22 protein-coding genes are annotated in these 25,258 nt (G+C 44.6%); 7 read left to right on the forward strand and 15 right to left on the reverse strand.

What is annotated here, in order from left to right:
• Positions 1-618 precede the first annotated feature (618 nt).
• A complete protein-coding gene (locus R7Q41_RS18240; RefSeq protein WP_005384268.1) occupies positions 619-1,491 on the reverse strand; it encodes a Tim44 domain-containing protein in 873 nt (290 codons plus the stop codon).
• Positions 1,492-1,883: 392 nt separating this feature from the next.
• Between R7Q41_RS18240 and R7Q41_RS18245 the strand changes: the two genes are divergently transcribed.
• From R7Q41_RS18245 to R7Q41_RS18255, 3 genes are all read left to right on the forward strand, one after another.
• A complete protein-coding gene (locus R7Q41_RS18245; protein WP_213874662.1) occupies positions 1,884-2,474 on the forward strand; it encodes a TetR/AcrR family transcriptional regulator in 591 nt (196 codons plus the stop codon).
• A gap of 13 nt (positions 2,475-2,487) precedes the next feature.
• The gene (locus tag R7Q41_RS18250) at positions 2,488-4,362 is read left to right on the forward strand and encodes an MFS transporter (protein WP_005384269.1); all 1,875 of its coding nucleotides are present in this window, start codon (positions 2,488-2,490) and stop codon (positions 4,360-4,362) included.
• Between the two features lie 114 nt (positions 4,363-4,476).
• Entirely contained in the window at positions 4,477-5,406 is a 930-nt protein-coding gene (locus R7Q41_RS18255; RefSeq protein ID WP_017819997.1) for a YeiH family protein, read from the forward strand.
• On the opposite strand, the gene R7Q41_RS18260 is transcribed toward R7Q41_RS18255, so the two are convergent.
• The 7 genes from R7Q41_RS18260 to R7Q41_RS18290 form a co-directional block, all read right to left on the reverse strand.
• Positions 5,403-5,591 carry a hypothetical protein gene (locus tag R7Q41_RS18260; RefSeq protein WP_017819996.1) on the reverse strand — a complete coding sequence of 63 codons (189 nt, stop codon included), beginning with the start codon at positions 5,589-5,591 and terminating at the stop codon, positions 5,403-5,405. The two genes, R7Q41_RS18255 and R7Q41_RS18260, sit on opposite strands and share 4 nt — an antisense overlap.
• A gap of 100 nt (positions 5,592-5,691) precedes the next feature.
• A complete protein-coding gene (menE, locus tag R7Q41_RS18265) occupies positions 5,692-7,119 on the reverse strand; it encodes an o-succinylbenzoate--CoA ligase (protein ID WP_053350472.1) in 1,428 nt (475 codons plus the stop codon).
• Complete coding sequence (gene menC / locus R7Q41_RS18270; RefSeq protein ID WP_053350471.1) at positions 7,104-8,093, reverse strand: o-succinylbenzoate synthase; 990 nt, start codon at positions 8,091-8,093, stop codon at positions 7,104-7,106. Before menC ends, menE begins: the two co-directional genes overlap by 16 nt.
• 125 nt (positions 8,094-8,218) lie before the next feature.
• Positions 8,219-9,085, reverse strand: a complete 867-nt coding sequence (gene menB / locus R7Q41_RS18275) for a 1,4-dihydroxy-2-naphthoyl-CoA synthase (RefSeq protein ID WP_137281811.1) — start codon at positions 9,083-9,085, stop codon at positions 8,219-8,221.
• Positions 9,078-9,905 (reverse strand): 2-succinyl-6-hydroxy-2,4-cyclohexadiene-1-carboxylate synthase, encoded by an 828-nt coding sequence (gene menH / locus R7Q41_RS18280; protein WP_262639364.1) that lies wholly within the window; start codon positions 9,903-9,905, stop codon positions 9,078-9,080. The genes menB and menH overlap by 8 nt, the downstream gene beginning before the upstream one ends.
• On the reverse strand, positions 9,892-11,610 hold the full coding sequence (gene menD, locus R7Q41_RS18285; RefSeq protein WP_318109104.1) for a 2-succinyl-5-enolpyruvyl-6-hydroxy-3-cyclohexene-1-carboxylic-acid synthase: 1,719 nt from the start codon (positions 11,608-11,610) through the stop codon (positions 9,892-9,894). The genes menH and menD overlap by 14 nt, the downstream gene beginning before the upstream one ends.
• On the reverse strand, positions 11,607-12,914 hold the full coding sequence (locus R7Q41_RS18290; protein WP_171344887.1) for an isochorismate synthase MenF: 1,308 nt from the start codon (positions 12,912-12,914) through the stop codon (positions 11,607-11,609). The genes menD and R7Q41_RS18290 overlap by 4 nt, the downstream gene beginning before the upstream one ends.
• A 217-nt stretch (positions 12,915-13,131) precedes the next feature.
• Between R7Q41_RS18290 and R7Q41_RS18295 the strand changes: the two genes are divergently transcribed.
• The 3 genes from R7Q41_RS18295 to R7Q41_RS18305 all read left to right on the forward strand — a co-directional run bounded on the left by R7Q41_RS18295 (position 13,132) and on the right by R7Q41_RS18305 (position 16,359).
• Positions 13,132-14,346, forward strand: a complete 1,215-nt coding sequence (locus R7Q41_RS18295; protein ID WP_005384283.1) for a pyridoxal phosphate-dependent aminotransferase — start codon at positions 13,132-13,134, stop codon at positions 14,344-14,346.
• Positions 14,347-14,436: 90 nt separating this feature from the next.
• On the forward strand, positions 14,437-15,021 hold the full coding sequence (yfbR, locus tag R7Q41_RS18300) for a 5'-deoxynucleotidase (RefSeq protein WP_062730721.1): 585 nt from the start codon (positions 14,437-14,439) through the stop codon (positions 15,019-15,021).
• A gap of 15 nt (positions 15,022-15,036) precedes the next feature.
• Positions 15,037-16,359 carry an anti-phage deoxyguanosine triphosphatase gene (locus R7Q41_RS18305; RefSeq protein WP_062730722.1) on the forward strand — a complete coding sequence of 441 codons (1,323 nt, stop codon included), beginning with the start codon at positions 15,037-15,039 and terminating at the stop codon, positions 16,357-16,359.
• Positions 16,360-16,365: 6 nt separating this feature from the next.
• On the opposite strand, the gene R7Q41_RS18310 is transcribed toward R7Q41_RS18305, so the two are convergent.
• Entirely contained in the window at positions 16,366-16,980 is a 615-nt protein-coding gene (locus R7Q41_RS18310; protein WP_054575199.1) for a tRNA-uridine aminocarboxypropyltransferase, read from the reverse strand.
• A gap of 3 nt (positions 16,981-16,983) precedes the next feature.
• Here R7Q41_RS18310 and rrtA point away from each other — a divergent pair, with 3 nt between their 5' ends.
• Positions 16,984-17,535, forward strand: a complete 552-nt coding sequence (gene rrtA, locus R7Q41_RS18315; protein ID WP_005382331.1) for a rhombosortase — start codon at positions 16,984-16,986, stop codon at positions 17,533-17,535.
• 98 nt (positions 17,536-17,633) lie between these two features.
• On the opposite strand, the gene R7Q41_RS18320 is transcribed toward rrtA, so the two are convergent.
• From R7Q41_RS18320 to clpP, 6 genes are all read right to left on the reverse strand, one after another.
• Positions 17,634-17,918 carry a ComEA family DNA-binding protein gene (locus R7Q41_RS18320; protein WP_031777211.1) on the reverse strand — a complete coding sequence of 95 codons (285 nt, stop codon included), beginning with the start codon at positions 17,916-17,918 and terminating at the stop codon, positions 17,634-17,636.
• A 255-nt stretch (positions 17,919-18,173) separates the two neighbouring features.
• Entirely contained in the window at positions 18,174-20,033 is a 1,860-nt protein-coding gene (gene ppiD / locus R7Q41_RS18325; RefSeq protein ID WP_318109100.1) for a peptidylprolyl isomerase, read from the reverse strand.
• Positions 20,034-20,234: 201 nt separating this feature from the next.
• The gene (locus R7Q41_RS18330) at positions 20,235-20,507 is read right to left on the reverse strand and encodes an HU family DNA-binding protein (protein ID WP_005382341.1); all 273 of its coding nucleotides are present in this window, start codon (positions 20,505-20,507) and stop codon (positions 20,235-20,237) included.
• A 191-nt stretch (positions 20,508-20,698) separates the two neighbouring features.
• Positions 20,699-23,050: an endopeptidase La gene (gene lon / locus R7Q41_RS18335; protein ID WP_005382343.1), complete on the reverse strand. Its 2,352-nt coding sequence runs from the start codon at positions 23,048-23,050 to the stop codon at positions 20,699-20,701.
• 130 nt (positions 23,051-23,180) lie between these two features.
• The gene (gene clpX, locus R7Q41_RS18340; RefSeq protein ID WP_005382345.1) at positions 23,181-24,461 is read right to left on the reverse strand and encodes an ATP-dependent protease ATP-binding subunit ClpX; all 1,281 of its coding nucleotides are present in this window, start codon (positions 24,459-24,461) and stop codon (positions 23,181-23,183) included.
• 70 nt (positions 24,462-24,531) lie between these two features.
• A complete protein-coding gene (gene clpP, locus R7Q41_RS18345; RefSeq protein WP_005382347.1) occupies positions 24,532-25,158 on the reverse strand; it encodes an ATP-dependent Clp endopeptidase proteolytic subunit ClpP in 627 nt (208 codons plus the stop codon).
• Between the last annotated feature and the right edge of the window lie 100 nt (positions 25,159-25,258).

Consider the following 25,258-nt stretch of genomic DNA (forward strand, 5'->3'; position numbering starts at 1 on the left):
GAGTGGCCAAAGGGAGCAGACTGTAAATCTGCCGGCACTGCCTTCGATGGTTCGAATCCGTCCCCCTCCACCATATTGAAGAAGCCAGCTCATTGAGCTGGCTTTTTTCGTTTCAGGATCTTGATAGCATAGTCCTACTACAACGAACCTTTCACTCCTAACCGAAACTCTGCTCGATTGAATACCTATCACAGTAAATAAGTGATCAGAAATAGCGTAGGGAAAATGCTTGAGAACAAGGCGCAGTTATCGAGTATTTTAACAAGCTAGAATGACCAGTTATTTACTACGATTGGTATAACCTATACTCAATCTCACTAAAGCAACCAACCCCATGTGAAACTCCACAAACAAAAGGCTGAGGAGCAGATCTTTACCCTACAAACAATGTACTAGCTATTTTGATTTTGTTAGTTCGTATGGCCTTAATATAAATGTTCAATATAACTAGGAAAACACTTGAGTACTTACTAGAAAAAGTGGGCTCGCAAAATTACCAAACGGACTCAATTAGTGATGTTTGTATAAAAACACGTACAAGAGATATAAATGATAGATACAAAAAATCCCGCAGGGGATGCGGGATTTTTACTAGTGGCTAAATTGGTTTAAAGGTGACTAGCCTTGAATACCAACGATTAACCATGGCGCATTAGGCGCAGTCAAGTCACGCTCTAGGTGCCAGATATCTTCGATTTCTTCTTCAACACCTTCTACTGTGTCACGGTAACGACCGCTAAACTGCAGACTAAGCTGTGCTTTATTTGCATCGTAATCAGCACGGACGATCTCCGCATCAACGTACATTACGTCAGTATGCTGCTCACCGTCGAGCTTCGCGCGCTCTGCTTTTAGGTCTTCAAACAAGCTTGGAGAAACATACTCTTCAATAGTTTCTAGCTGGTTGTGATTCCACGCACCTTGCAGGATTCGATAGTGTTCACGAGAACCATTAATGAACGCTGCTTGGTCAAAACCCGGTGGGTAGTTATGTGGTACGTCTGTTTGAGCGCCAAAACCACCAAAGCCACCATTATTTGTGTTTGGTTGTTGCTCAAAGTTTTGCATGTTTGGTTGCTCAAACTTAGATGCGTTGCCACCAAATGCAGGCTGTTGACGATGCTGGTTCATACTGCCCTGCTTCGCACCTAGCATACCGCGCATTAGTTTAAAGATGACAAAGGCAATCAAACCAATAATTAGGATATCCATAAACTGGATACCTTCAAAAGCACCGCCAAAGAATGCAGCAAGTAGACCACCAGCAAGAAGTCCGCCTAGCAGACCACCCATAAGGCCTTTCTTACTTGAAGACTTTGTCGTCTGATCTTTGCCGACCGTATTGGTATTTTGTTGCTGTTGTTTCGGTGCTGGTGCGGTTTTGTAGCTCTTACCGAAAGACTTACTGCCACCAAACTTCTTCGCTTCCGCGATAGGCGTTACAGCAACGGTAAACATCAACAAAGCAACAATAGAAAATAAACGTTTCATCGTTATCCTTAAAGTTAGCTATCTAAGATAGTGCCCCATTTTCAAGACGAAACAATCGTTGTTTCAAACAGTAGCACGCCAAAGATGATTTTTAAGTCATCATACTCTGTATACCGATTGATGAAAATAGCTTATAGAAGCTGACATGTATCAGAATATTGCCAAAAATGCAGACTGCTCACACTGCTTACAATTCACCTGAAGGCGCTTGATCAATGTAAAAAAAGTATGGAATAAGTTCACTAATACTCCAGATTGTTTTACTTGAATTAGAATCAGTGACACAGCTCAGAATCCTACACCTTGAGGGCACTTGGACACATTGCCTTGTTGACGGTTAATAGGTAGCTGACTATCATATTGAACGATGTTCAATAAAGTAGTTTGAGAGTATGGCGCGCAGAAACGATCACACCCGAGAAGAGTTAGTGAATTTGACGTTAACAACGGTCAAAAACTTTTTAGATGAGAATTCTTACCACGAACTCAGTCTTCGTAAAATCGCTAACATGATTGGTTACGTGCCAAGCACATTGGTAAATGTTTTTGGTAATTATAATTTGCTACTGCTTCATGTTGTCGCTCAAACTTTAGATGAGTTATCTCAAGAAGCACGCAAAGCGACTAATGACAGCAAAGACTCCCATCAAGCGCTTTTTGAACTCGCTTATTGCTACCACGATTTTGCTCAAAAACACCCACACCGTTGGCAGTTAGTGTTCGAACACAACATGAATGGAGCAGAACTTCCGGAATGGCATGCCAAACGTATCGATGGTATGACGGGAATGCTAGAGTCACTATTGGCTCAAATCGCACCACATCGTACTGAATCCGAAGTGATTCAAGCGAGTCGAGTCCTTTGGTCTGGCGTACATGGCATTACTTTACTCAGTGTCGATGATAAGTTTTTCTCTAGTGAACCGATTGATGGTAAAGAATTGATCAGTAATCTTCTTTCCAACTACCTCACGAACTGGTAACAAAGGATTATCCATGTCATCCGACAGACAGCCGTCCTTACTTACGCAGAGAAAATTCCTGCCCTATTTCATTACTCAATTTTTTGGCGCTTTCAACGACAATATTTTTAAAAACGTTTTGCTGTTGTTTGTCGCATTCGCTGGCTCCAGTGCACTGCCTATTTCGAGCAATTTGTTCATCAACCTTGCGGCAGGCTTGTTTATTCTACCGTTCTTTCTGTTCTCTGCTTCCGCTGGCGTATTAGCCGACAAATATGAAAAGTCATGGTTTATTCGTAAGGTCAAACTATTTGAAATAGCCATCATGCTGTTGGGTGCCATCGGATTCATAACCGAAAGTTATGGTGTGCTTTTATTGCTACTGTTTTTAATGGGTACACAGTCAGCATTTTTTGGCCCAGTTAAATATGCCCTTTTGCCTCAAAAGTTAAATGCTAAAGAGTTAGTGCCCGGCAACGCTCTTGTTGAAGCTGGTACCTTTATCGCCATCCTTATTGGCACCTTAGGCGCTGGGATTATAGCCTCTGCAGACAACGCAAAATACCTTGCCGCATTTTGTGTCGTGATCTTCGCATTGTTAGGCTACTTGTCGAGCCGCTCAATCCCCTTTGCTGCAGCCAGCGCACCCAATCTCTCTTTTCGTTGGCAACCATATAAGCAAACCAAACACACGCTCTCTATCGCCAAATCCGATCGAGTTGTTTTTCAATGCATAATGGCAATAAGCTGGTTTTGGTTTTTAGGCGCCGCATATCTAACACAATTCCCGAATTTCACTAAGATTTACCTAAATGGCACCGAGAGTGCGGTGTCTTTCTTGCTCGCTCTATTTTCCATTGGTATCGCGCTAGGGTCGCTACTTTGCAATTGGATCTCAAACCATCGTATCGAAGTCGGTATTGTGCCAATTGGTGCCTTTGGCATTACGGTATTTGGGTACCTAATGGCCACTTCCATTCCCAATGATCTACCTACTTTCCATAACTTTGTAGACTTCTTTAGATATGAGCCTTTTTGGCCATTATTTTTCTACCTATTGATGATTGGCGCTTCGGGCGGTTTGTTTATCGTGCCTCTTTACGCATTAATGCAGCATCGAGCAAAGGAAACCGAACGTGCTCAAGTCATCGCAGGGCTCAACATTTTTAACTCTCTGTTTATGGTCGGCAGCGCTGTCTTAGGTATTGTGTGCCTAAGTGTAATCAAGATGACAATTCCTCAGCTGTTTGCATTGTTAGCCATTTTAAATTTCTTAGTCGCCGCTTACATCTTTTTGCAAATTCCTATTTTTGTAGTTCGCTTTGTCATGTGGATGCTTACGCACACCATCTATCGAGTTAAGCATAAGAATCTACACAACCTACCCGAGCATGGTGGGGCATTGATTGTATGTAATCATGTAAGCTACATGGATGCATTGCTACTTAGTGCAGTATGCCCAAGGTTGATTCGTTTTGTGATGGAGGAAGATTACGCCAACCTACCTCCATTAAGGCGCTTTTTACGTCGAACTGGGGTAATTCCAATTTCAGCGAGTAACAGAAGCTCTATCAGACGTGCATTTAACGATGTGGAAGCTGCGCTAAGCGAAGGTCATATCGTCTGTATTTTCCCTGAAGGAAGATTAACTTCAGATGGTGAAATGAATGAATTCATGCGCGGTATTGATATAATCCTACGTCGTAGTCCAGTACCTGTCATACCTGTTGCACTTAAAGGCTTATGGGGAAGCTATTTCAGCCGCGCAAAAGGTCGCGCATGCTGTGGCTTACCGACTCGATTTTGGTCAAAGCTAGAAATAGAGGCAGGACAACCGGTGCCACCAAACGAGGCAACGGCAAAAACAATGTTCGATAAAGTGCATCAACTTAGAGGCGACTGGCGATAAATACACTTGAACACATGTTTAGGATAACTGAACATGTGTTCAAATCATTAAGACAAACTGACCACACCCAGTGCGATATACTCTCCCTTTCATTCACAACAGCGAATAAAAACCTTGAATAGAAACTACCTCCTGTTTGGATTGGCGTTACTTTTTTGTCTAACCCCTCTTGCCTCCTCTCCCATTGCTCTAGTTATCGGTTTTCTACTCGCAAGTTTTGGTTTTGTGCCTTCCGAGCTGCCCATCGCTTCTTTTACTAAAAAGCTGCTGTCTTACTCGATTATTGGCTTAGGCTTTGGCATCAACTTCGAGCAAGCGCTTACAGTCACATCGGATGGTATCGGCCTGATCATCGCCACTATTACAGGCACACTGATCATGGGTACTCTCATTGCCAGGGTACTTAAATTGGAGCGAGTAACCGCTTACTTAATCTCATCAGGTACTGCAATTTGTGGTGGTAGCGCAATTGCTGCTGTGGCACCGGCGATTAAAGCGAAAGACGAGCAGATTGGATTAGCACTGGCAACGGTATTTGTCCTGAACTCCATTGCACTCTTTGTGTTTCCTGTGATTGGACATGCTTTAGGGCTAGATCAACACACGTTTGGCACATGGGCTGCAATTGCCATTCATGACACATCTTCTGTTGTCGGGGCTGCCTCGGCCTATGGGGAAGAAGCGCTAACTACGGCAACAACATTGAAACTCGCGCGCGCTTTATGGATCATTCCTGTTGCTTTGATCAGTGCCGTCATCTTTTCAAGAGGCCAAAAAGAGTATGGAAAGAAAAAACTAGCTATCCCTTATTTCATTTTTTGGTACTGTGCAGCTATCGCGTTTAGCGACTTCTTTCCTCAATTTGAAATGGTCTATCACGGCATTTTCATTGGAGCAAAGCAAGCGTTGGTTGTATGTCTATTCTTGATAGGTTGTAGCATTTCAATTTCAAAACTAAAGTCTGCTGGAGCTAAGCCACTGTTGTTTGGTGTGACTCTGTGGGTGTTAATTTCGACCACTTCTCTAAGTTGGTTACTGTTTTAGATATTGGTGGTCTGCTTATCGCGTTGAGGGGACGGTATTTCCCGTTTGCTATTTTTGTATATAACGACCAACGCAATAGCGTTCAAAAATACCGTTAGCTCTGCAAGAGAGCGGGCTAGCCCTTCACTACTTATCGCGATACTAATTTGTAGTGCTACTGCCGCAATTAAAACTAGCTTTGCCATCCTGAACCTTATGCATTTTCTCTCCACGAAGAAGCATAATTATGATTCAGAGTTATAAGGATACGAAATTCTCTTTATGACTAATACATAGCAAAATTGACTAATGCTGAAGTGATGACAATAGCCACTCTTTCACGGCCTTACGTGAAATTTTGATCCCACCTTCTAATAGAGTTAGTGGCATTACATGGTATTCCACTGGCCATTTAAACTTCTCTAACTTTGATTGCAAGTGCTGGTCATACTCCGACTTGCTGCGCAATCCATTGGTCTGAATCACAGCTACTGGTCTATGACCAAACTCCGCGTCTTCGACTGGAACCACTATACTCTGCACTACACCATCAATTTGGTTCAAAGCGGCTTCAATCTCTTCACAATGGATATTCTCACCACCAGAGATAAACTGATTGTCGGCACGGCCGATTATCTTTAATTCATCACCTTGCCACTCGCCAAGATCCTTGCTGTCAAACCAGCCTTTCTCATCCAGAAATGGGGTAACATGTCCTTGATGGAAATACCCTGCCGCTAATGTCTTACCGCCAATAAAAATGCGTTGGTCAACTAATTTTATCTTACGGTGCTTCAATACATGTCCAGCATTACTGGTGCTGTCAATTCTCTTTGCGGTAACGGTAGAGGCCGCCTCCGTCATCCCATAACCTAACCATGTCTCAATGCCTTGCCTTGTTGCTCGTAGTGCCAATTCGTGATCAACGTGGCTGCCGCCCAGTAGCACATGTGTCAATGACAAATGTGCATCATCATCCAATAACCGTTTGAGCTGAGTCGCAACCAAAGAAGCGTGTGATACGCCCTGAACATCATCAACAAGTTTCCCTGAACCGACTTTTAGTGTTGCTCCGACATATAGCCAACGATAGACAATCGCTAATCCAGAGACGTGATACAGCGGAAGCGATAACAGCCAAGCATCTTGCTGAGTGAAAATGAACTCCTGCAACAAGCCCTCTGCAGACGCAAGATGCTGTCGATGTGTATGAACCACAGCTTTAGGCTCCCCTGTAGAGCCAGAAGTAAATACTACTGAAGCTAGCCGGTCATGATGATAGCTATCTTCAGTCAACGAATCACTCTCTTGCTGTGATACTACAGGAGGTGAAAGCAATGTTGCCTTGAGTTTTTGTATATCATGTTCAGAAAAGGTCGAAGCGCACTCCTGAGAAAACCAGATAAACCGAGTTTGATCAGGCCTGTAAAGTGTAGCAAGCTTACCCTGCAACTTATCTAGTGGTTGTTCCATGGTCAGCGCAGCGAGCGCACCCAACTGTTTGGAGGCAAGATAAAACAACAGTGTTTCTACTTGGTTCTTGCCAACCAAAGTCAGCACATCCCCCCGAGTTACACCCAAGTCATTCAAATAGTGAGTGTATTGGTCAATACGCTTCGAGAGTTGTTGCCAGTTTAATACTTCTGTTGATGTCTTGAGTGCAATAGAAAAAGGGCTCGTTTGAGCCCAATATTTCCATGGTGCCTTCGCAATATTGTCTACGCAGAATGCCACACAATCTCCTGGTCTTTTAGAGGAAGAACGGGAAGTTCACACTTAGGCCAGCCCTGCTCTAGCTGAGCCTTGAATAAGCCAATCGTATCCAAACCTGGAACTTCATCAGGCAGCTGCCATTGGGCAAAGCGCGCTAATTGAGTTAAACCGAGACTGGATTCAATGCTCGAGCTAATCACTGCTTTCATCCCCAGTGACTTCGCTTTCTCTATCAGTGTAATACAAAAATCCACTGAACCAATGAGTGTGGGTTTGATGATGATCGTTTTCACACCAGTTAGATCTTCAAGACGGAAATCTTCACGACGAACCGCATCTTGCAATGTTTCATCCCAAGCGATAGCAATACCAGTATTAATCGCAAAAGAGAGACTATCGCCAGGAGAGCGGCACGGCTCTTCTAGAAACGTGATTCGTTGACGCTGAGACGGAGCAATGTACTTAGCGAACTGCTGCGCTTTTTCTGGTGTCCAAGCGCGATTGGCATCGAGTCGAAGCGTTAATTGAGGGATTGATTCAAGAAAAAGGTTCACAAGCATGCCATCGCGAATTGGCTCATAAAGTCCAACTTTCACCTTAGCGACTTTCTCACCTTCCATCTCGTTCAGCTTTGGAATGAGCTCATCTGGGTCGCCAGTGCATAGTGGCGCTGTTTGGTATTTACCTTGTTGTGGTAAGCCACCAGCTAATTCAAGCTGTGCCATCGATAAACCAAACGCAACCGACGGGTACATCTTGGCATAATCCACATCCAACTCTGCTACCCAACGCTCCGCCTGTTCTTGTAGCTGAACACCCGCATCTTCGGTGCTCTCTAAGCTAAAACCAGGAAGAGGAGCGACTTCTCCAAGCCCTGTTTTACCATCTTCGGAAAGCGCAACAACATAACCAACACGTTCGGTTAGCTTGTTGTCACGTAGGATGACACCACTATCCATGGGCAAGCTATAACGATAAATTTTCGCTTCACGCATAATTCAAGTCCTATGTAATGCCGTATATTTGAGCGTTCTGACGAGCAATCCCACCAGCCTCCCAGAGGGCAAGGCGCTCAGGAAAAAAGGAACAGAGGAGCTAACACGCTCCTCATTTAGACGGATTATGGGTTGCGAGGGAATTTATCGAAGTCTGGGCGACGCTTCTCGTTAAAGGCATTACGACCTTCTTGGCCTTCATCAGTCATGTAGAACATCATCGTTGCGTTACCCGCTAGCTCTTGCAGACCCGCTTGGCCATCACAGTCCGCGTTTAATGCAGCTTTTAAGCAACGCAGTGCCATTGGGCTGTGCTGTAGTACTTCACGACACCAACGAACGGTTTCTTTCTCTAGATCCGCTAGTGGTACAACTGTGTTTACTAGGCCCATGTCTACTGCTTCTTGAGCATTGTAGAAACGACATAGGAACCAAATTTCGCGAGCTTTCTTTTGGCCTACGATGCGAGCCATGTAAGATGCACCCCAACCGCCATCAAATGAACCCACTTTAGGGCCTGTTTGACCAAATTGAGCGTTGTCAGCTGCAATCGTGAGGTCACACATCATGTGCAGAACATGACCACCGCCCACAGCCCAACCAGCTACCGATGCGATCACTGGTTTTGGACAAGTACGAATATCACGTTGGAAGTCCAATACGTTTAGGTGGTGCGTACCTTGGTCATCTTTGTAGCCGCCGTAGTCGCCACGGATCTTCTGGTCACCGCCAGAACAGAATGCGTCTTCACCTAGACCTGTCAGAATGATCACGCCAACACCAGAGTCGTAACGCGCATCTGCCAACGCATCAATCATCTCTTTTACCGTTTGAGGACGAAACGCGTTACGCACTTGAGGACGCGCAATGGTGATTTTCGCGATACCATCTTCAGACTTATGGTAATGAATGTCCTCGTATCTCTCGCCGCAATCTTTCCATTGAACCGGAGCGTAAAGTTCTTCTTCAGAAATGCCTACTGTTTTAGCCATGGTGATTCCCATTGTTCTCGTTACTCTCACCAAAGTGAGACTGAATTATTTGCTTGGTATGTATCGCAAACTGTTTGGGCTGCTCTTGATGGACGTTATGACCAGCGCTTTCAACTTGTCGATACGCCAACCCGCTACGTTGTGCCAGTTGGCTAAATTTTTGGTCTTTCTCACCACACAAGTAATACACTGGTATGTTCTGCTTTTGCAGTGAGGGTAACAAATATGCCTGTTTGGCTAACGATGTCGCCATCAACATATTCGCCACCGCTGAGCCAAGATTATCACTTCGCTTCGCAATGAATGTTTGTCTTTGCTCATGGTTTAGTGAAGAAAACACCGCTTGTTGGTACCAATCGTTCAAAACACGTTCAAGTGGTTCAGTTTTGAAACGCATTGCCCAGCGAGCATCATTCTCTAATCTCACCTGTTTCTCTGACTCAGTTTGAAGCCCGAAGTTTCCCCCTTCAATAATCGCGCCCGCAATATTGAGATCTGGAAAGCATTGATGGGCAATACCATGCATCGTAATGCGGCCGCCCATAGAGTAACCAATCAAAATAAGTGGTTGTTGTGAGGGAAGTAATAAAGATAGTGTGGAATTGAGTAATTTGCAGCAATCATTCAGATCGCAGCAAGAAATAGATTGGCTATGCCCATGACCAGGGAGGTCAACCGTAACACGTTCATACTCGGGTAACGCGTTGATACACGATTGCCAATCTTCACCGCTACCAAGTAAACCATGCAAAAACACCAGAGTAGGCAAAGTAATACTTTGGTGCTTTTCTAATACAGGGAAACGTTCAAAGTAAAGCATTCAGACTCTTATTAAATGCCTTGAGTGTCTCAGCAGCTTGGTTAGATGGGGTTTGAACCTCGACCAGCAACGTTCCTTGGCCGTGACATAAATGCTCTTTTACAGATGATTGGAATTGCTCCAGTGTAGAAACATGCAAATACGCCAAACCAAACTGCTTTGCCGCGTGTTCAAACTGATAACCATGAGGCATTTGATAATATGTCGTCCTGCGCTCTGGTGGTACTGGCAACATATCAAAAATCGCACCGCCGTCATTATTGGTAACAACAAGTACCGCCGGCAGTTTATTGTGAGAAAATAGCGCCAGAGAATTGAGATCATAAAGTGCTGCTGTGTCACCGATATACATCAGTAACGGATTACCTCTTGCCCGTTGCACGCCTGATGCTGCAGCAAACAAACCGTCAATCCCTGACGCGCCTCGATTAGTGAAAACCTCTACACCATCCAATTTTCCGTACATATCAACAAGCCGAACAAACAAGCTATTACCCAAGAAAACATCTACGTCCTTTGTGCGCTCGTTGATGTCTGCTGCCAACGCAATTTCGTCAATGGCAGACGCTGAATCAGATAGGAAGGCTTCTTCGATACGTTGATGAACTCGCTTAACGTCATTCGCTAACCTATCAGCCCACCCAGCAAATATTGACTTCTCAAAACTAATGCGAGAAACCCACGTTTTAGGAGGCTCAACCCAGTGCATTTGCGCCAGATGATTTTGGTTATTCCGGTCCATACAAGGTGAGACATACCAATACTGAACGTCTTTACTTTGTTGATTTTTCGATACTTGTTTATCAATCCATTGGTTCAAACGTTTGGAGATGATTCGGCTACCAAATTGGATAATAAGTTCACAAGATTCAAGCTCGTTTGCGAACTCGGGAAGTTGAAGCCATACATCGTAATACGCCCAATCCGAACTGAGACCACTTTGCGGGTCTGCAAGTACTGGCCATCCCATCTTTTGTGCAAATGCCTGCGCCGACTTCGCTTGTTCAAGCGGTAAGCTGCCAATCACAACCAAGCCTTTTTTGTCCGAAAAAGGCGGGATGTTCGCCTGTGACAAATGGCTAAAACGCTGAGTATAAGTGCCGCTTCCTTTTCGCCATCCGGCGACCGAATCTAAGTAGGTTTGATAATCCGCTTTTGCGCCGTTGGAATACAAAGGCTCTGGAAATGCACAATTAATATGAACAGCACTACCCTGCAATTGCTGAGTAAACATCACTTCGTCAACAGAGGTCAGCAACCAGTTAAGCGACGTTGCTAAATTTGGGCTTGGTAAATTCAAACTGGCCGAAACATGATGTGAAAAAATACCCAATTGATTTATCGCTTGGTTTGCACCACAGCCGACAAGTTCTACTGGACGATCTGCTGTCAGCAGCACCAGCTTTTCACCAGTAAGTTTGGCTTCGGCAACCGACGGTAATAGGTTCGCCACTGCCGTACCAGAGGTAACGATAATTGCCACTGGCTCCTGAGTAGCTTTCGCTAAACCAAGAGCCATAAAGCCCAGTCCACGCTCATCAAAATGAGTATGAATGGAAAAGTCGGACTGTTCTGCCGCTTCTAAAGTTAAAGGAGTAGAACGAGATCCGGGAGCGATACAAACATGCTTAACGCCAAATCGCTGAAGCTCAATCAATATGGTTTCTGACCAAACTCGATTGAGCACCGCTTGGTCATGACTCATGATGCGACTCCCAATGGCGGATGATCAGAAATCAGCGTAAGTAACGTCGACATTTTCTTATCAAGTTCTGCCCACTCATGTTCTGCCACAGAACCAGGCACAATCCCTGCGCCCGCAAACAGTTGTACTTGATCACCGAGCACAAGCGCGCTTCTGATTGCGACACAAAACTCTGCTCGTTCATGGCTTATGTAACCCATTGACCCCGCGTACCAGCCGCGTGCAAAGGGCTCATTATCAAGAATAAACTGCATGGACTCTTGGCGGGGTAAGCCGGCAACCGCCGCTGTTGGCTGAAGCGCCGATAACAACTGAACACCATTTATCCCCGCTCTTAGACTAGCGTGAATATTTCGCTTAAGGTGCTGCACTTTTCGTAGTCTGACCAAACTCGGTTCAGCTTCCACTTCAACCATTTCAGAATGCGGTGATAGACGGTCAATGATGTCGTCCACCACATACTGGTTTTCGTTGAGGTTCTTTTGGTCTTGGGATAACCAATTCGCCAACTCCATATCTTGAGTGGCATTGTCTCCCCGACCAATCGTACCTGCTAACGCTTCGGTATGTAGCTCATGCCCTACGCGAGAATACAAACGTTCTGGCGTAGACCCCATAAAACTGTGCTTACTGTCTAAGCTCAGCATGAAATGGAAGCTATGATGGTTATTTAAGTAACTTGCTTTAAGTAGCTGTGCAGCACTTAATGTGTTATCAAGCTGCACGGTAGAGCGACGCGCTAAAACCACTTTCTTAAAATCATCATTCTCTATACCAGTCAGAACCTTATGAACTAACTCATTCCATTGAGGCTGACTTGGCGTATGAACAATAGAGCGGATGTGAGACGAAATTGGAGCTAAGGTTGCGACCTCACAAACCAGTTTATTCAACCCAGCTAGAGTTCGCGCTTTGTCTTCTGAAATATTAACTGCGAGAGACCACTGTTGGTCAAAACGAATTAACTCAATTTGAGGCAAAAAGAAAAAAGAAGGCATACAGCGGCGATTCTTCTCATGCTGCCCATCAAAAGAGCGCCCGCCCCAAACTCTTTGCCCTTCACCTAGAATGGTATAAGCAGGACCTGGCTCAACAAAAGCGTGCAATTGCCCTAGTGCAACGACCTCTTCACGTGTATCGCGGGACTGCCAATAAAACTTAGGGAAAAGTGGTTGTGCATCAAGCCAATCAATAAATGAGAAATTGGGTTTCTCGCTAAGGGGCTCGACCAGACGTGTTTGATTGCCTTCCGATTGCTGAACTCGCTCGATAATTCTCTTTACGGCTTGATGGAACTGTGACAAATCAACCTCGTTGTATGTGAGGATAAATGGTAACTGACGGCTACTCTAAGTTTAGACCCAAAGCAAATCAAGGTCGTATGCGATCTTTTGCAAAATCCTGTGATAGCAAGCGAGCAAAACTTAACCAGCAGACAGATTATTTACAGATATATATTCTAATAAAAAACAAATTATTGTATTTTAATAAAGAAATTAACGAATTTTTAGGAATTAAACAATGCAAAATATCGGGATGTCGTCAAAACTCGACAATGTCTGCTACGACATTAGGGGTCCTGTACTCAAACATGCTAAGCGCATGGAGGAAGAAGGGCATAAAATCCTAAAGCTAAACATTGGTAACCCTGCCCCATTTGGTTTTGACGCCCCTGATGAGATTTTAGTCGACGTGATTCGTAATCTGCCGACTTCTCAAGGCTATTGTGATTCCAAAGGTATTTACTCTGCTCGTAAAGCAGTGGTCCAACACTATCAGCGTAAAGGTATACGCTCGCTAGATGTCGAAGATGTGTATGTAGGTAACGGCGTGTCTGAGTTGATCGTAATGGCCATGCAAGCGCTATTAAACAATGGCGACGAAATGCTGATCCCAGCACCAGACTATCCGTTATGGACAGCTTCAGTTGCACTATCTGGTGGTAAGCCGGTTCATTATCTATGTGATGAAGAGGCTGACTGGTACCCAGACCTTGAAGACATCAAAAAGAAAATCACACCAAAGACACGTGGCATTGTTCTGATCAACCCGAACAACCCGACAGGTGCGGTATACAGCCGTGACTTCCTACTTGAAGTCATTGAGATAGCACGCCAGCACAAACTGATCATTTTCGCAGATGAGATCTACGACAAAGTGTTGTACGACGGTGCAACACATACCTCAGTCGCCACACTCACTGAAGACGTGCTAGTCATGACATTCAATGGCCTTTCAAAAGCCTACCGTGTTTGTGGTTTCCGTGGTGGCTGGATGTTCCTAACGGGGCCTAAACATCTGGCTCAAGGGTACGTGAATGGCTTGGAGCTGCTTTCATCGATGCGTTTATGTGCAAACGTACCAATGCAACATGCCATTCAAACCGCGTTAGGTGGGTACCAGAGTATCAATGAACTGATTTTACCTGGCGGACGCTTATTAGAGCAGCGCAACCGAGCGTATGAACTGATCAATCAAATTCCTGGTGTTTCTTGTGTCAAACCTAAGGGTGCGATGTACCTCTTCCCGAAAATCGACACTAAAATGTACAACATCAAGAACGATCAGCAGATGGTTTTAGATTTCTTAAAACAAGAGAAGGTCTTACTGGTGCAAGGTTCTGGTTTTAACTGGCCAAAACCAGACCACTTCCGCATCGTGACACTACCGCACGTTGAAGATCTAGAAATCGCCATTGGACGTTTTGAAAGATTCCTATCAACCTACAGCCAGTAATGAATCACTGGTAGTAATTAGTGCTGATCTCTCATATGCTTAGAGGAACTCCTAGTGAGTTCCTTTTTTACACCAGAAACGGAGAAAGCCATGAAAGAAAGCCATTTTTTCGCCCACCTGGCTCGAATGAAGCTGATCCAACGCTGGCCTTTAATGCGGTCCGTCTCACCAGAAAACGTTTCAGAGCATAGCTTACAAGTTGCTTTTGTCGCCCATGCCCTTGCCCTAATTAAAAACAAAAAGTTCGGCGGTAACCTTAATCCAGAGCGCATCGCGATTCTTGCCATGTACCATGACTCCAGTGAAGTATTAACGGGTGATCTTCCGACTCCAGTGAAGTATTACAACCCTGAAATTGCCAAAGAATATAAGAAGATAGAATCAGCAGCGGAGCAAAAATTACTCTCAATGTTACCGGAAGAGTTCCAAGATGATTTTGCTCCCTATCTTCTTTCTCACTCTGCACACGAAGAGGACGCAAAAATCGTTAAGCAAGCCGATTCCATCTGTGCCTATTTAAAATGTCTTGAAGAACTAAGCGCCGGTAACCATGAGTTCGCTCTGGCAAAAAAACGCTTAGACGTCACTTTGCAAGAACGCAAAACGCCTGAAATGGATTACTTTCTCAATACCTTTGCCCCAAGTTTCGAATTATCGTTAGATGAAATCAGTTAGCTTACGGAGATAATCGTGTCGTTTGAATTACACCCGCAATGGCAAGAGCGCCATGATGATGAGCATAAAATCCGTCGAGACGACCATCGGAGCCCGTACCAACGAGACCGAGCACGCATTCTTCACTCGGCTGCATTTCGACGCCTACAAGCAAAAACCCAAGTACACGGCAATAGCTTGGAAGACTTTCACCGCAGTCGGTTAACACACTCCTTAGAAGCGTCGCAACTCGGGACCGGTATCGTCGCCCAGTTAAAGAAAAAACAACCAGAGTTCCGTGAACTATTACCATCAGACAGCTTAATTGATTCATTATGTTTGGCTCACGACATCGGGCATCCTCCATACGGTCATGGGGGAGAAGTCGCTCTAAACTACGTAATGCGCGAACATGGCGGCTTCGAGGGGAACGCCCAAACCTTTCGTATCGTCACTAAGTTAGAGCCTTATACCGAGCATTTCGGAATGAATTTATCACGCCGCACGCTGTTTGGTTTGATTAAGTACCCTGCCCTCATTAGTCAAACACGCTCCGTCAAGTTGCCTCAACCAGCCGAGCATCAACGTAAACTAAAAGCAAAAGATTGGAGCCCAGCTAAAGGCATTTATGATTGTGATAAAGACTTATTTGATTGGGTAATTGCACCGCTTTCTGACAACGACAAGGCATTGCTTAGTCTGATGCGTTCAACGCCAGAATCGGAGTTTGAGCACAGTAAAACGCGTTTTAAATCAATCGACTGCTCAATCATGGAGCTAGCAGATGATATCGCCTACGGTGTTCATGATTTAGAAGATGCAATCGTACTTGGTATGGTGACACGTCAGCAATGGCAAGAAGGCGCAGCAAGTCAATTAGCGGACTGTGGCGACCCGTGGTTTGAAGCTCATATCGATTCCATCGGACAGATGCTATTTAGCGGTAAGCACCATGAGCGGAAAGATGCCATCGGTGGTATGGTTAACGCGCTACTGACCAGCATTTCAATCAAAACGGTGGATGAGCCGTTTAATAACCCTTTACTTTCTTGGAATGCGTGTTTAGAACCACAGATGGCACGTGCACTTGACGTACTCAAGCACTTTGTCAGCACCTTCGTTATCCAAGTCCCGCAGGTCCAGATCGTTGAGTATAAGGGTCAGCAAATTATTATGGATATTTTTGAAGCGTTAACAGCAGACCCAGAGCGCTTACTACCCGTTCATACAAAAGAGCTGTGGTGTCAGGCGAAGAGCGAAAGCAATAAGATGAGGGTCATCGCCGATTACATTTCTGCAATGACCGATGGTCACGCACAAAAGCTACACCGCCAACTTTTCTCTTCCATCGTTCTTTAGTAACACTCAACCTTTCAAATAATTCTTTTCAAAAACGCCCGGAGGCATCTGGGCGATTTGGAATTCGATCATATTTTCAAAGGCATGCATAAGCGGTGTAAAGTCTCGCTCGGGTTCAAGCAAGCGAAGCGAATGATAACCTGCCTCGACTGTCGATAAGCTATTCTCAGAGGGCGCCTTACGAATGGTGTAGTGCCCTTGTAGTTGCTTAGGCAACTGCACGGTTGGGAGTGGATGTAAGTTGCTTGAGAGTTGCCACATTTTGTACGCTTTTTTCCACGTACCATCGAGCAAAATCAAACGTATTTTCTTAGATACACTATGACTCGCTTGAGTGATTTCAGAAATGCATCGTGACCCTTCTGATGGGTAAAGAACAAAATGTTGATATGACTCATCCGCTAATAAGTGATTTAAGACATCATCACAAGAAAAGTCCTCTCCTATCAAACAAATACAGTTATCTAAACTCAAATTGAGAATCCGTGCCGTACCAAGCGGACGATGTTCTTCACTCGTGTGCTGAAGAATGATAAGTTCTACCTCGCTTGCCAGCGGTACAATCCATTGGCAAATACACGCTTTTTGCGATTTTCCACAACGAGAACAATAACGAGACATAGAGTGAACCTTTATACCTTGCTGAGTATTATCAGCGTGATCTGTTTGATACTTCAATTTGAACCAATGGCAAGCCTAACCGAGTGGCACAGCTACAATATACGCCATGGTGAATGGTGGCGAATCGTAACAGGAAATCTCACACATACCAACTTTGCGCACTTAGGAATGAACCTCGCCGGATTGTGGATCATTACTTTTATTTTTCGCCCAAGCACTCGTAACTTCCTTATCGTTTTTTCAATCTTATGTGCATGTGTTGGTGCGCTGAATTTGTTTACCAACATGTCGGTGTACGTGGGTTTATCCGGCGTATTACACGGATTGTTTGGATTTTGGGCGCTCAGAGAAGTCTTTGAAAGTAGAAGAAGCAGTGTGTTGTTAGTCGGAGGGCTAATCGCCAAAGTAGCATGGGAGCAGGTCTATGGCCCATCAAGCAGTACTGCTGAGCTTATCGGTGCAAACGTTGCTATTGATGCTCATATGTTTGGCGCACTCGGTGGGTTAGTAATGGCTTTACTGGAAAAAGGCCTTCGCCGTCGTTTATTCGGATAAAAAATCCCGAACCACGAAAGAGGTGCTGGTTCGGGAAAGCAGTAATAGGGAAGCAGATATTGTTCTGAATTCAAACTCAATATCTGCAATACATCAAGCTACAGTAAAATGCGGTCTTCGTTTTTCTTAACTGTCGCTTCACCAATGCCTTTTACGCTCTTCAAATCTGCTGCCGTTTTAAAAGGGCCATGTTCCTCGCGGTAGTCCACTATACTCTGCGCTTTCTTCTCACCTATACCTTTCAACATGGTCGCAATTTCTTCAGCAGTGGCCGTGTTGATATTTACAGTAATTTCAATTCCTTCATATTTGTCAGTGGCTGAATCCGCAGCCATGCTAAAAGGTGCAAAAACAAATAAGCACAATGTCAAAATCCATTTCATATTGAACATACAATCTCCAAAATAGTAGGCTAAAAACAGTCATCGAGAGCGAGTCACTATCAAGTTTGCAATGGAAAGCAATATGGTTATGCATTTAACAAACTGAGATGACCCGGAATTCACAACGGCCGCTATCACTTAAACGCGCACTAATTTAAGTAATGCCTATTGATGATTGAAGTTCATAAAGACAAAAATAAAACGGACCGCTTATGCGGTCCGTTTTATTCAACATACAAATTACACTAATTGTGCTTAGTTGCTCACAACAAAGTACTCAATGTCAGTATTTGCACGCAGTACGGCTAGTACAGATGATAAGTCTTGCTGAGAAGATGCACGCTGCATTTGCATCGCAACTTGATCTTCTAACTCACTATCTAGCTCTGCGTTTACAGCATCAAGCTCGATGATAATGATGTTACCTTCAAGATCTTTAGACTGACCGTATACTGGTTTACCATCGACTGGTTTTGCCATCCCGAATACCGTTGTTGCCAACGGAGAACGACGATCTACTGTCTCTTGTTCACCAAAGGCAAGATTGTTTTCAGCAAGCACGTTCGTCTTACCTTCTTTCAATGCCGCAACGACTTGTGTTCCAAGCTCCATCGCTTCTTGCTCACCTTTAACACGAGATAGCTCTGCAACAACCTGATCTTTCACTTCTTCTAGTGGAAGAACTGTCTCGTCACGCGCATCTTCAACACGAACAACGATAATATGCTCAGGCGCAACTTCGATAGCTTCAGAGTTTAGGCCATCTTCTTTAACTTCAGGGCTTAGGATAGCTTGCATTACCGCAGGGCTACGAAGCACTTCAGGTGCATCAACCTGAGAAATAAAGTCTGTTGTCTTCACTTCTTGGTTAACCGCTTGAGAAGCATCATACAATGAGTCTGGGTATTCAAACGCTACGCGCTCAAGCTCATTTTGCAACTCGTAGAATTGATCGATAGCTTGTTGGTCAACCATCTCTTGTTTGATTTCAGCAGCGACTTCTTCAAATGGCTTCGCCACAGAATCTTTTAGCTCTTCAAGCTTGATAATGTGATAGCCAAAGTCCGACTTTACTAGACCCGACGTATCGCCAGGATTCTTCAGTGCGAATGCCGCTTCTTCAAAAGCAGGGTCCATCACATCACGCTCGATCCAACCTAAGTCACCACCGTTTTCAGCGCTGCCAAAATCGTCAGATTTATCTTGAGCAAGCGTCGCAAAGTCTGCACCCGCGTTTAGCTCATCTAGGATAGCTTGCGCTTTTGCTTCATCGTCCCCTTCTACAAGAATGTGAGCGACACGGCGTTGCTCTTCTGAAGAGTATTTGTTTAAGTGCTCGTCGTAGTACTTTTTCACCTCAGCATCAGAAACATTAACTTGTTCCTTTAGCGCTTCAGCTGACAGTTCGATGTAAGAGACTTTAACCTGCTCTGGACGTGTAAAGTTGTCTGGGTTTGCTTTGTAGTACTCTTGAATTTCTTCGTCGGTCAATTCAATATTTTTCGCAAACTCCGCTAAGTCGATCTGAATCGTGCGAATATCACGAGTTTGAGTGAACAGCTTGCCTTCTGCTTGTACTTCACCCGGCAGAATAAATTCACTGTTTTGTAGCGCATTCAGCAGTTGCTCACGAACCAATTCACGACGCATGTACTCAGCAAAAGAGTCTGGCGAAAAGCCTGCACGACGCAAAGAAGCTTGATAGATCTCTTGATCAAACTGACCATTAGATTGGAACTGAGGCATGTCTAGAATCATGCTACGCACTTGAGTGTCGCTGATTCGCAGACCTAAAGCTTCAGCTTGTTGGTCAAGCAACACGTCATTGATCATTCGATCTAAAACGGATTTGCGGAAAGATTCAACATATGCAGGGTCAGCCAGCATTTGAGAGAAGTAGTCACCCAACTGAGCTTGCATACGGTTACGCTCATTTTGGTATGCCATCTCGAACTCACCACGAGGAATCTCAGTGTTACCGACTTTCGCTGCAGAGTTGTTGCTACCACCAACGATGTAGCTACCTACACCTGCAAATACGAAAGACAGGATGATAAGTCCAAGGATAATTTTGACCGCGATGCTATTCACGCCTTCGCGTAGTCGATCCATCATAATTTAACTGCTCTCCACAATTGAAGCCTACTGCTTCTATCTAATAGAAATAATGGCGCAATAATATCAGAAAAAGAAATGCGCATCAGTATGATGCGCATAATTTAAGAAAGTTCGGCTCGAAGTTTGTAAATTTTTGTTCGAAACTTATTGTTTGAGCAAAAGTTAAGCAAATGGCCGGTTACAGAAATAACGCCGTGATTAATTACAAGCGTCTTTCAGTGCTTTACCAGCTTTGAAAGCTGGTACTTTTGCTTCTGCGATTTGGATTTCTTCACCAGTTTTTGGGTTACGACCAGTACGTGCAGCACGAGTACGAACGCTGAATGTACCAAAGCCAACTAGAGCGACTTGATCACCAGATTGAAGAGTTCCGCTTACTGCTTCGATGAATGCATCTAGAGCACGACCCGCTGACGCTTTAGAAATATCTGCATTTTCTGCGATTTGTTCTACTAACTGAGTTTTATTCACTGTAATTTCCCCTTTGTGTCATCTGTGATTATTTTTGTGATGACTTTCGTTCCATTGTTAAGAAAATATGCTCCACCCCTTATTCATCAAGGGCTGGCAGCTATCGAAACTAACTTAGCGCCCAAAAAAAACGCTGACAAGCCTTTTTGGGCTTATCAGCGTAAACTTTTACTTATTTTTGCTACACATCACTATTTTTGAGACTCAAACTCAACGCCCGTCGGGTCTCGCTCTAGTGCGACTTTCAGTACTTCATCAATCCACTGTACAGGGATAACTTCCAGATCAGCGATAACATTATCAGGAATCTCTTCCAAATCACGCTCGTTATCTTTTGGAATTAGCACTGTCTTAATGCCACCACGGTGTGCCGCAAGTAACTTCTCTTTTAGGCCGCCGATAGGTAGAACCTCACCACGCAGTGTGATTTCACCCGTCATCGCTACTTCTGCTTTCACAGGGTTGCCTGTCAGAGAAGAAACCAATGCCGTACACATTGCTGTACCCGCACTTGGGCCATCTTTTGGTGTCGCGCCTTCCGGTACGTGTACGTGAATATCTTTCTTCTCGTAGAAGTCAGTATTGATACCTAGCTTTTCTGCACGAGAGCGAACCACTGTCATTGCTGCTTGGATAGACTCTTGCATCACATCACCAAGAGAACCCGTTTGTGTCAGCTTACCTTTACCTGGCATTGATTGAGTTTCAATCGTTAATAGATCGCCACCCACTTCTGTCCAAGCTAGGCCAGTTACTTGACCAATTCGGTTACTTTCATCCGCTTTACCGTAATCGAAACGTTGAACACCTAAGTACTCTTTTAGGTTGTCCATCGTTACCGTTACTGACTTGATGTCCTTATCCAGCAAGATGTTCTTCACCGCTTTACGGCAGATCTTAGAAATCTCACGCTCTAAGTTACGGACACCCGCTTCACGCGTGTAGTAACGAATGATGCCAATAATCGCAGAATCTTCAATGACGATCTCATCCGCTTTCAAGCCATTACGCTTCACCTGTTTATCAACAAGGTGACGTTTTGCAATGTTCAGCTTCTCGTCTTCGGTGTAACCAGATAAACGAATAACTTCCATACGGTCTAACAACGGACCCGGGATGTTCATCGAGTTCGATGTCGCAACAAACATAACGTCAGAGAGATCGTAATCCACTTCTAGGTAGTGATCGTTGAACGAGTTATTCTGTTCAGGGTCCAGTACTTCTAGTAGAGCCGATGCCGGATCACCACGCATATCTGAAGACATTTTGTCGATTTCATCCAATAAGAACAGCGGGTTCTTCACACCAACTTTCGACATCTTCTGGATCAATTTACCTGGTAATGAGCCGATATAAGTACGACGATGACCACGAATTTCCGCTTCATCACGCACACCACCCAACGCCATACGAACATACTTACGGCCTGTAGCTGAAGCAATTGAACGACCAAGAGACGTTTTACCTACACCAGGAGGACCAACAAGACAAAGAATAGGACCTTTTAGCTTGTTGATACGGTTTTGAACCGCCAGGTATTCAAGGATACGTTCTTTGACGCGTTCTAGACCGTAGTGATCTTCATTAAGAACCTCTTCTGCTTTCGCTAAGTTTTTCTTAACTTTTGAGCGCTTAGCCCAAGGAACGCTGACCATCCAATCGATGTAGCTACGAACCACTGTTGCTTCAGCAGACATTGGAGACATCATCTTAAGCTTTTGCAGCTCTTGCTCTGTCTTTTCACGTGCCTCTTGAGGCATTTTTGATTCGTCAATCTTCTTCTGTAGCGTTTCGAACTCGTCTGGTGCGTCTTCCATCTCACCAAGTTCTTTCTGAATCGCTTTCATTTGCTCATTCAGATAATACTCACGCTGAGATTTTTCCATTTGCTTTTTAACGCGACCACGAATTCGTTTTTCAACTTGCAGCAAGTCGATCTCTGATTCCATCTGGCCCATCAGGAATTCCAGACGCTCAGTGACGTCAACAATTTCAAGCACTTGCTGCTTATCCACCAACTTTAACGGCATATGAGCCGCAATGGTATCCGCTAAGCGTGCGGCTTCGTCGATACCATTAAGTGACGTTAACACTTCTGGTGGAATCTTCTTGTTTAGCTTAATGAACCCTTCAAACTGATTAATCGCGCTGCGAACAATCACTTCTTGCTCACGCTCATCCAATTCTGGCGTAACAACAAATTCAGCTTCCGCTAGGAAGAAGTCACTCTCTTTAAAGTGATTGATTTTTGCTCGCTGCTGGCCTTCGACCAATACTTTTACTGTGCCATCCGGAAGCTTCAAGAGCTGGAGAATGGTGGCTACCGTACCTACGTCAAATAGGTCGTCAACCGTAGGCTCGTCAGTATCCGCTTGCTTTTGTGCCACAAGAAGAACTTGTTTGTTGGTTTCCATCGCCGTTTCTAGACAGCTAATCGATTTCTCACGACCAACAAACAATGGAATAACCATGTGTGGGTAGACCACTACGTCACGTAGAGGTAGTACCGGGATCTCGATACGCTCGGAACGTTCCAAGTTCATATAATTCTCTCTTCCGCTTTCACGTTTAACGTATTACTTAAGGCAGTATATGGGGGCTAATTGTTTGGATTCAATAAGAGAAATAAAAAAAGGAGGTAATTACTTACCTCCTTTTTCATTATGGCTGAATTTACTCTGCTCCAGCTGCCTGATTGTCTGCGTTACTGTAAATAAGCAGTGGCTCTGACTCGCCATTAATGACGGACTCATCAATCACGACTTTACTAACGTCTGTTGCAGATGGTAATTCGTACATGGTTTCAAGTAGCACGCCTTCAAGAATCGAGCGTAAGCCACGAGCACCTGTTTTACGCTCCATTGCTTTTTTCGCGATAGCGCGCAGCGCATCTTCGCGGAATTCAAGTTCGGCGTTTTCTAGCTCAAACAATGCTGCATATTGCTTGGTCAGTGCGTTCTTCGGTTCACATAGGATCTGAATCAACGCTTCTTCATCAAGCTCAGTCAGTGTTGTTGTTACAGGTAGACGACCAATGAATTCTGGAATGAGGCCGTACTTCACTAAGTCTTCAGGTTCAACTTGAGTAAATAGCTCACCTACTGTCTTCGATTCATTCTTCGAACGAACTTCAGCACCAAAGCCAATACCTGTACCTGTTGCAACACGCTGCTCAATCACTTTGTCTAAGCCAGCAAAAGCACCACCACAGATGAACAGGATCTTAGATGTGTCCACTTGTAGGAATTCTTGCTGAGGATGCTTACGACCACCTTGAGGTGGAACCGATGCAACCGTACCTTCGATAAGTTTTAGTAGCGCCTGCTGAACACCTTCACCAGATACGTCACGCGTAATAGATGGGTTTTCAGCTTTGCGTGAAATCTTATCAATTTCATCAATGTAAACGATGCCGCGTTCCGCTTTAGCTACATCGTAATCACATTTTTGCAGAAGCTTTTGGATGATGTTTTCAACGTCTTCACCTACGTAACCGGCTTCGGTTAGTGTCGTCGCGTCTGCCATTGTAAATGGCACATCCAAGAATCGAGCTAATGTCTCCGCAAGTAGTGTTTTACCGCTACCTGTAGGACCAATTAGAAGGATGTTACTCTTACCAAGCTCCACACCTTCGCTCGTTGTATCACCATTGCGTAAACGCTTGTAGTGGTTATATACCGCAACTGCGAGCACTTTTTTCGCGTAATCTTGCCCGATCACATAGTCATCAAGGTGTTCACGGATCTGTTTTGGCGTTGGTAACGCTTCAGATTCTTTCTTAGGGAGAACATCCTTGATTTCTTCGCGAATAATATCGTTACATAAGTCGACACACTCGTCGCAAATGTACACTGACGGACCTGCGATTAGCTTGCGAACTTCGTGCTGACTTTTGCCGCAGAAAGAACAGTACAGCAATTTACCGCTGCCACTTTCTTTGCTTTTATCTGTCATTCGCTAACCTCTTAGCCTTTACTCTTCATGAATGAGTGTATATCAATTTTTGCCAAAATGCGCTGGCTAATTACTCGCCACGGTGGCTTAACACTGCATCCACGATACCGTATTCCACAGCCTGCTCTGATGACATGAAGTTATCACGATCAGTATCGCGCTCAATGACTTCAAGAGGTTGGCCTGTATGTTCTGCTAACAACTTGTTTAGCTTCTGTTTAATCGTCAGGATTTCCTGAGCATGGATTTGGATATCAGAAGCTTGACCCTGGAAACCACCCAATGGTTGGTGGATCATTACACGAGAGTTAGGCAGTACGTAACGCTTACCTGGCGCACCACCTGCAAGCAGGAAGGCACCCATTGAACATGCTTGACCCATACACACAGTGCTGACATTTGGCTTAATGAACTGCATGGTATCGTAAATAGACATACCAGCTGTTACGCTGCCGCCTGGCGAGTTGATGTATAGGAAAATATCTTTATCTGGATTTTCAGATTCTAGGAAAAGTAGCTGAGCCACGACAAGGTTTGCCATGTGGTCTTCCACTTGACCCGTTAAAAAAATCACGCGCTCTTTCAGCAGACGTGAGTAGATGTCGTAAGAGCGTTCGCCTCGGGAAGTTTGTTCAACCACCATTGGTACTAGCGCGTCCATAATTGGCGACATTGCATTTTTTTCTTGGTAGCTCATATTCTTATGTCCCTAAAATAAATGGCCCGGATGATGACTATCATACGGACCATTGTTAGCAGAATAGTTAACGTTAAGTCAACCTTCTACGCAAGATATT

It is taken from the genome of Vibrio sp. 2096 (genome assembly GCF_033339595.1).
Taxonomy (GTDB): Bacteria; Pseudomonadota; Gammaproteobacteria; order Enterobacterales; family Vibrionaceae; genus Vibrio; species Vibrio alginolyticus.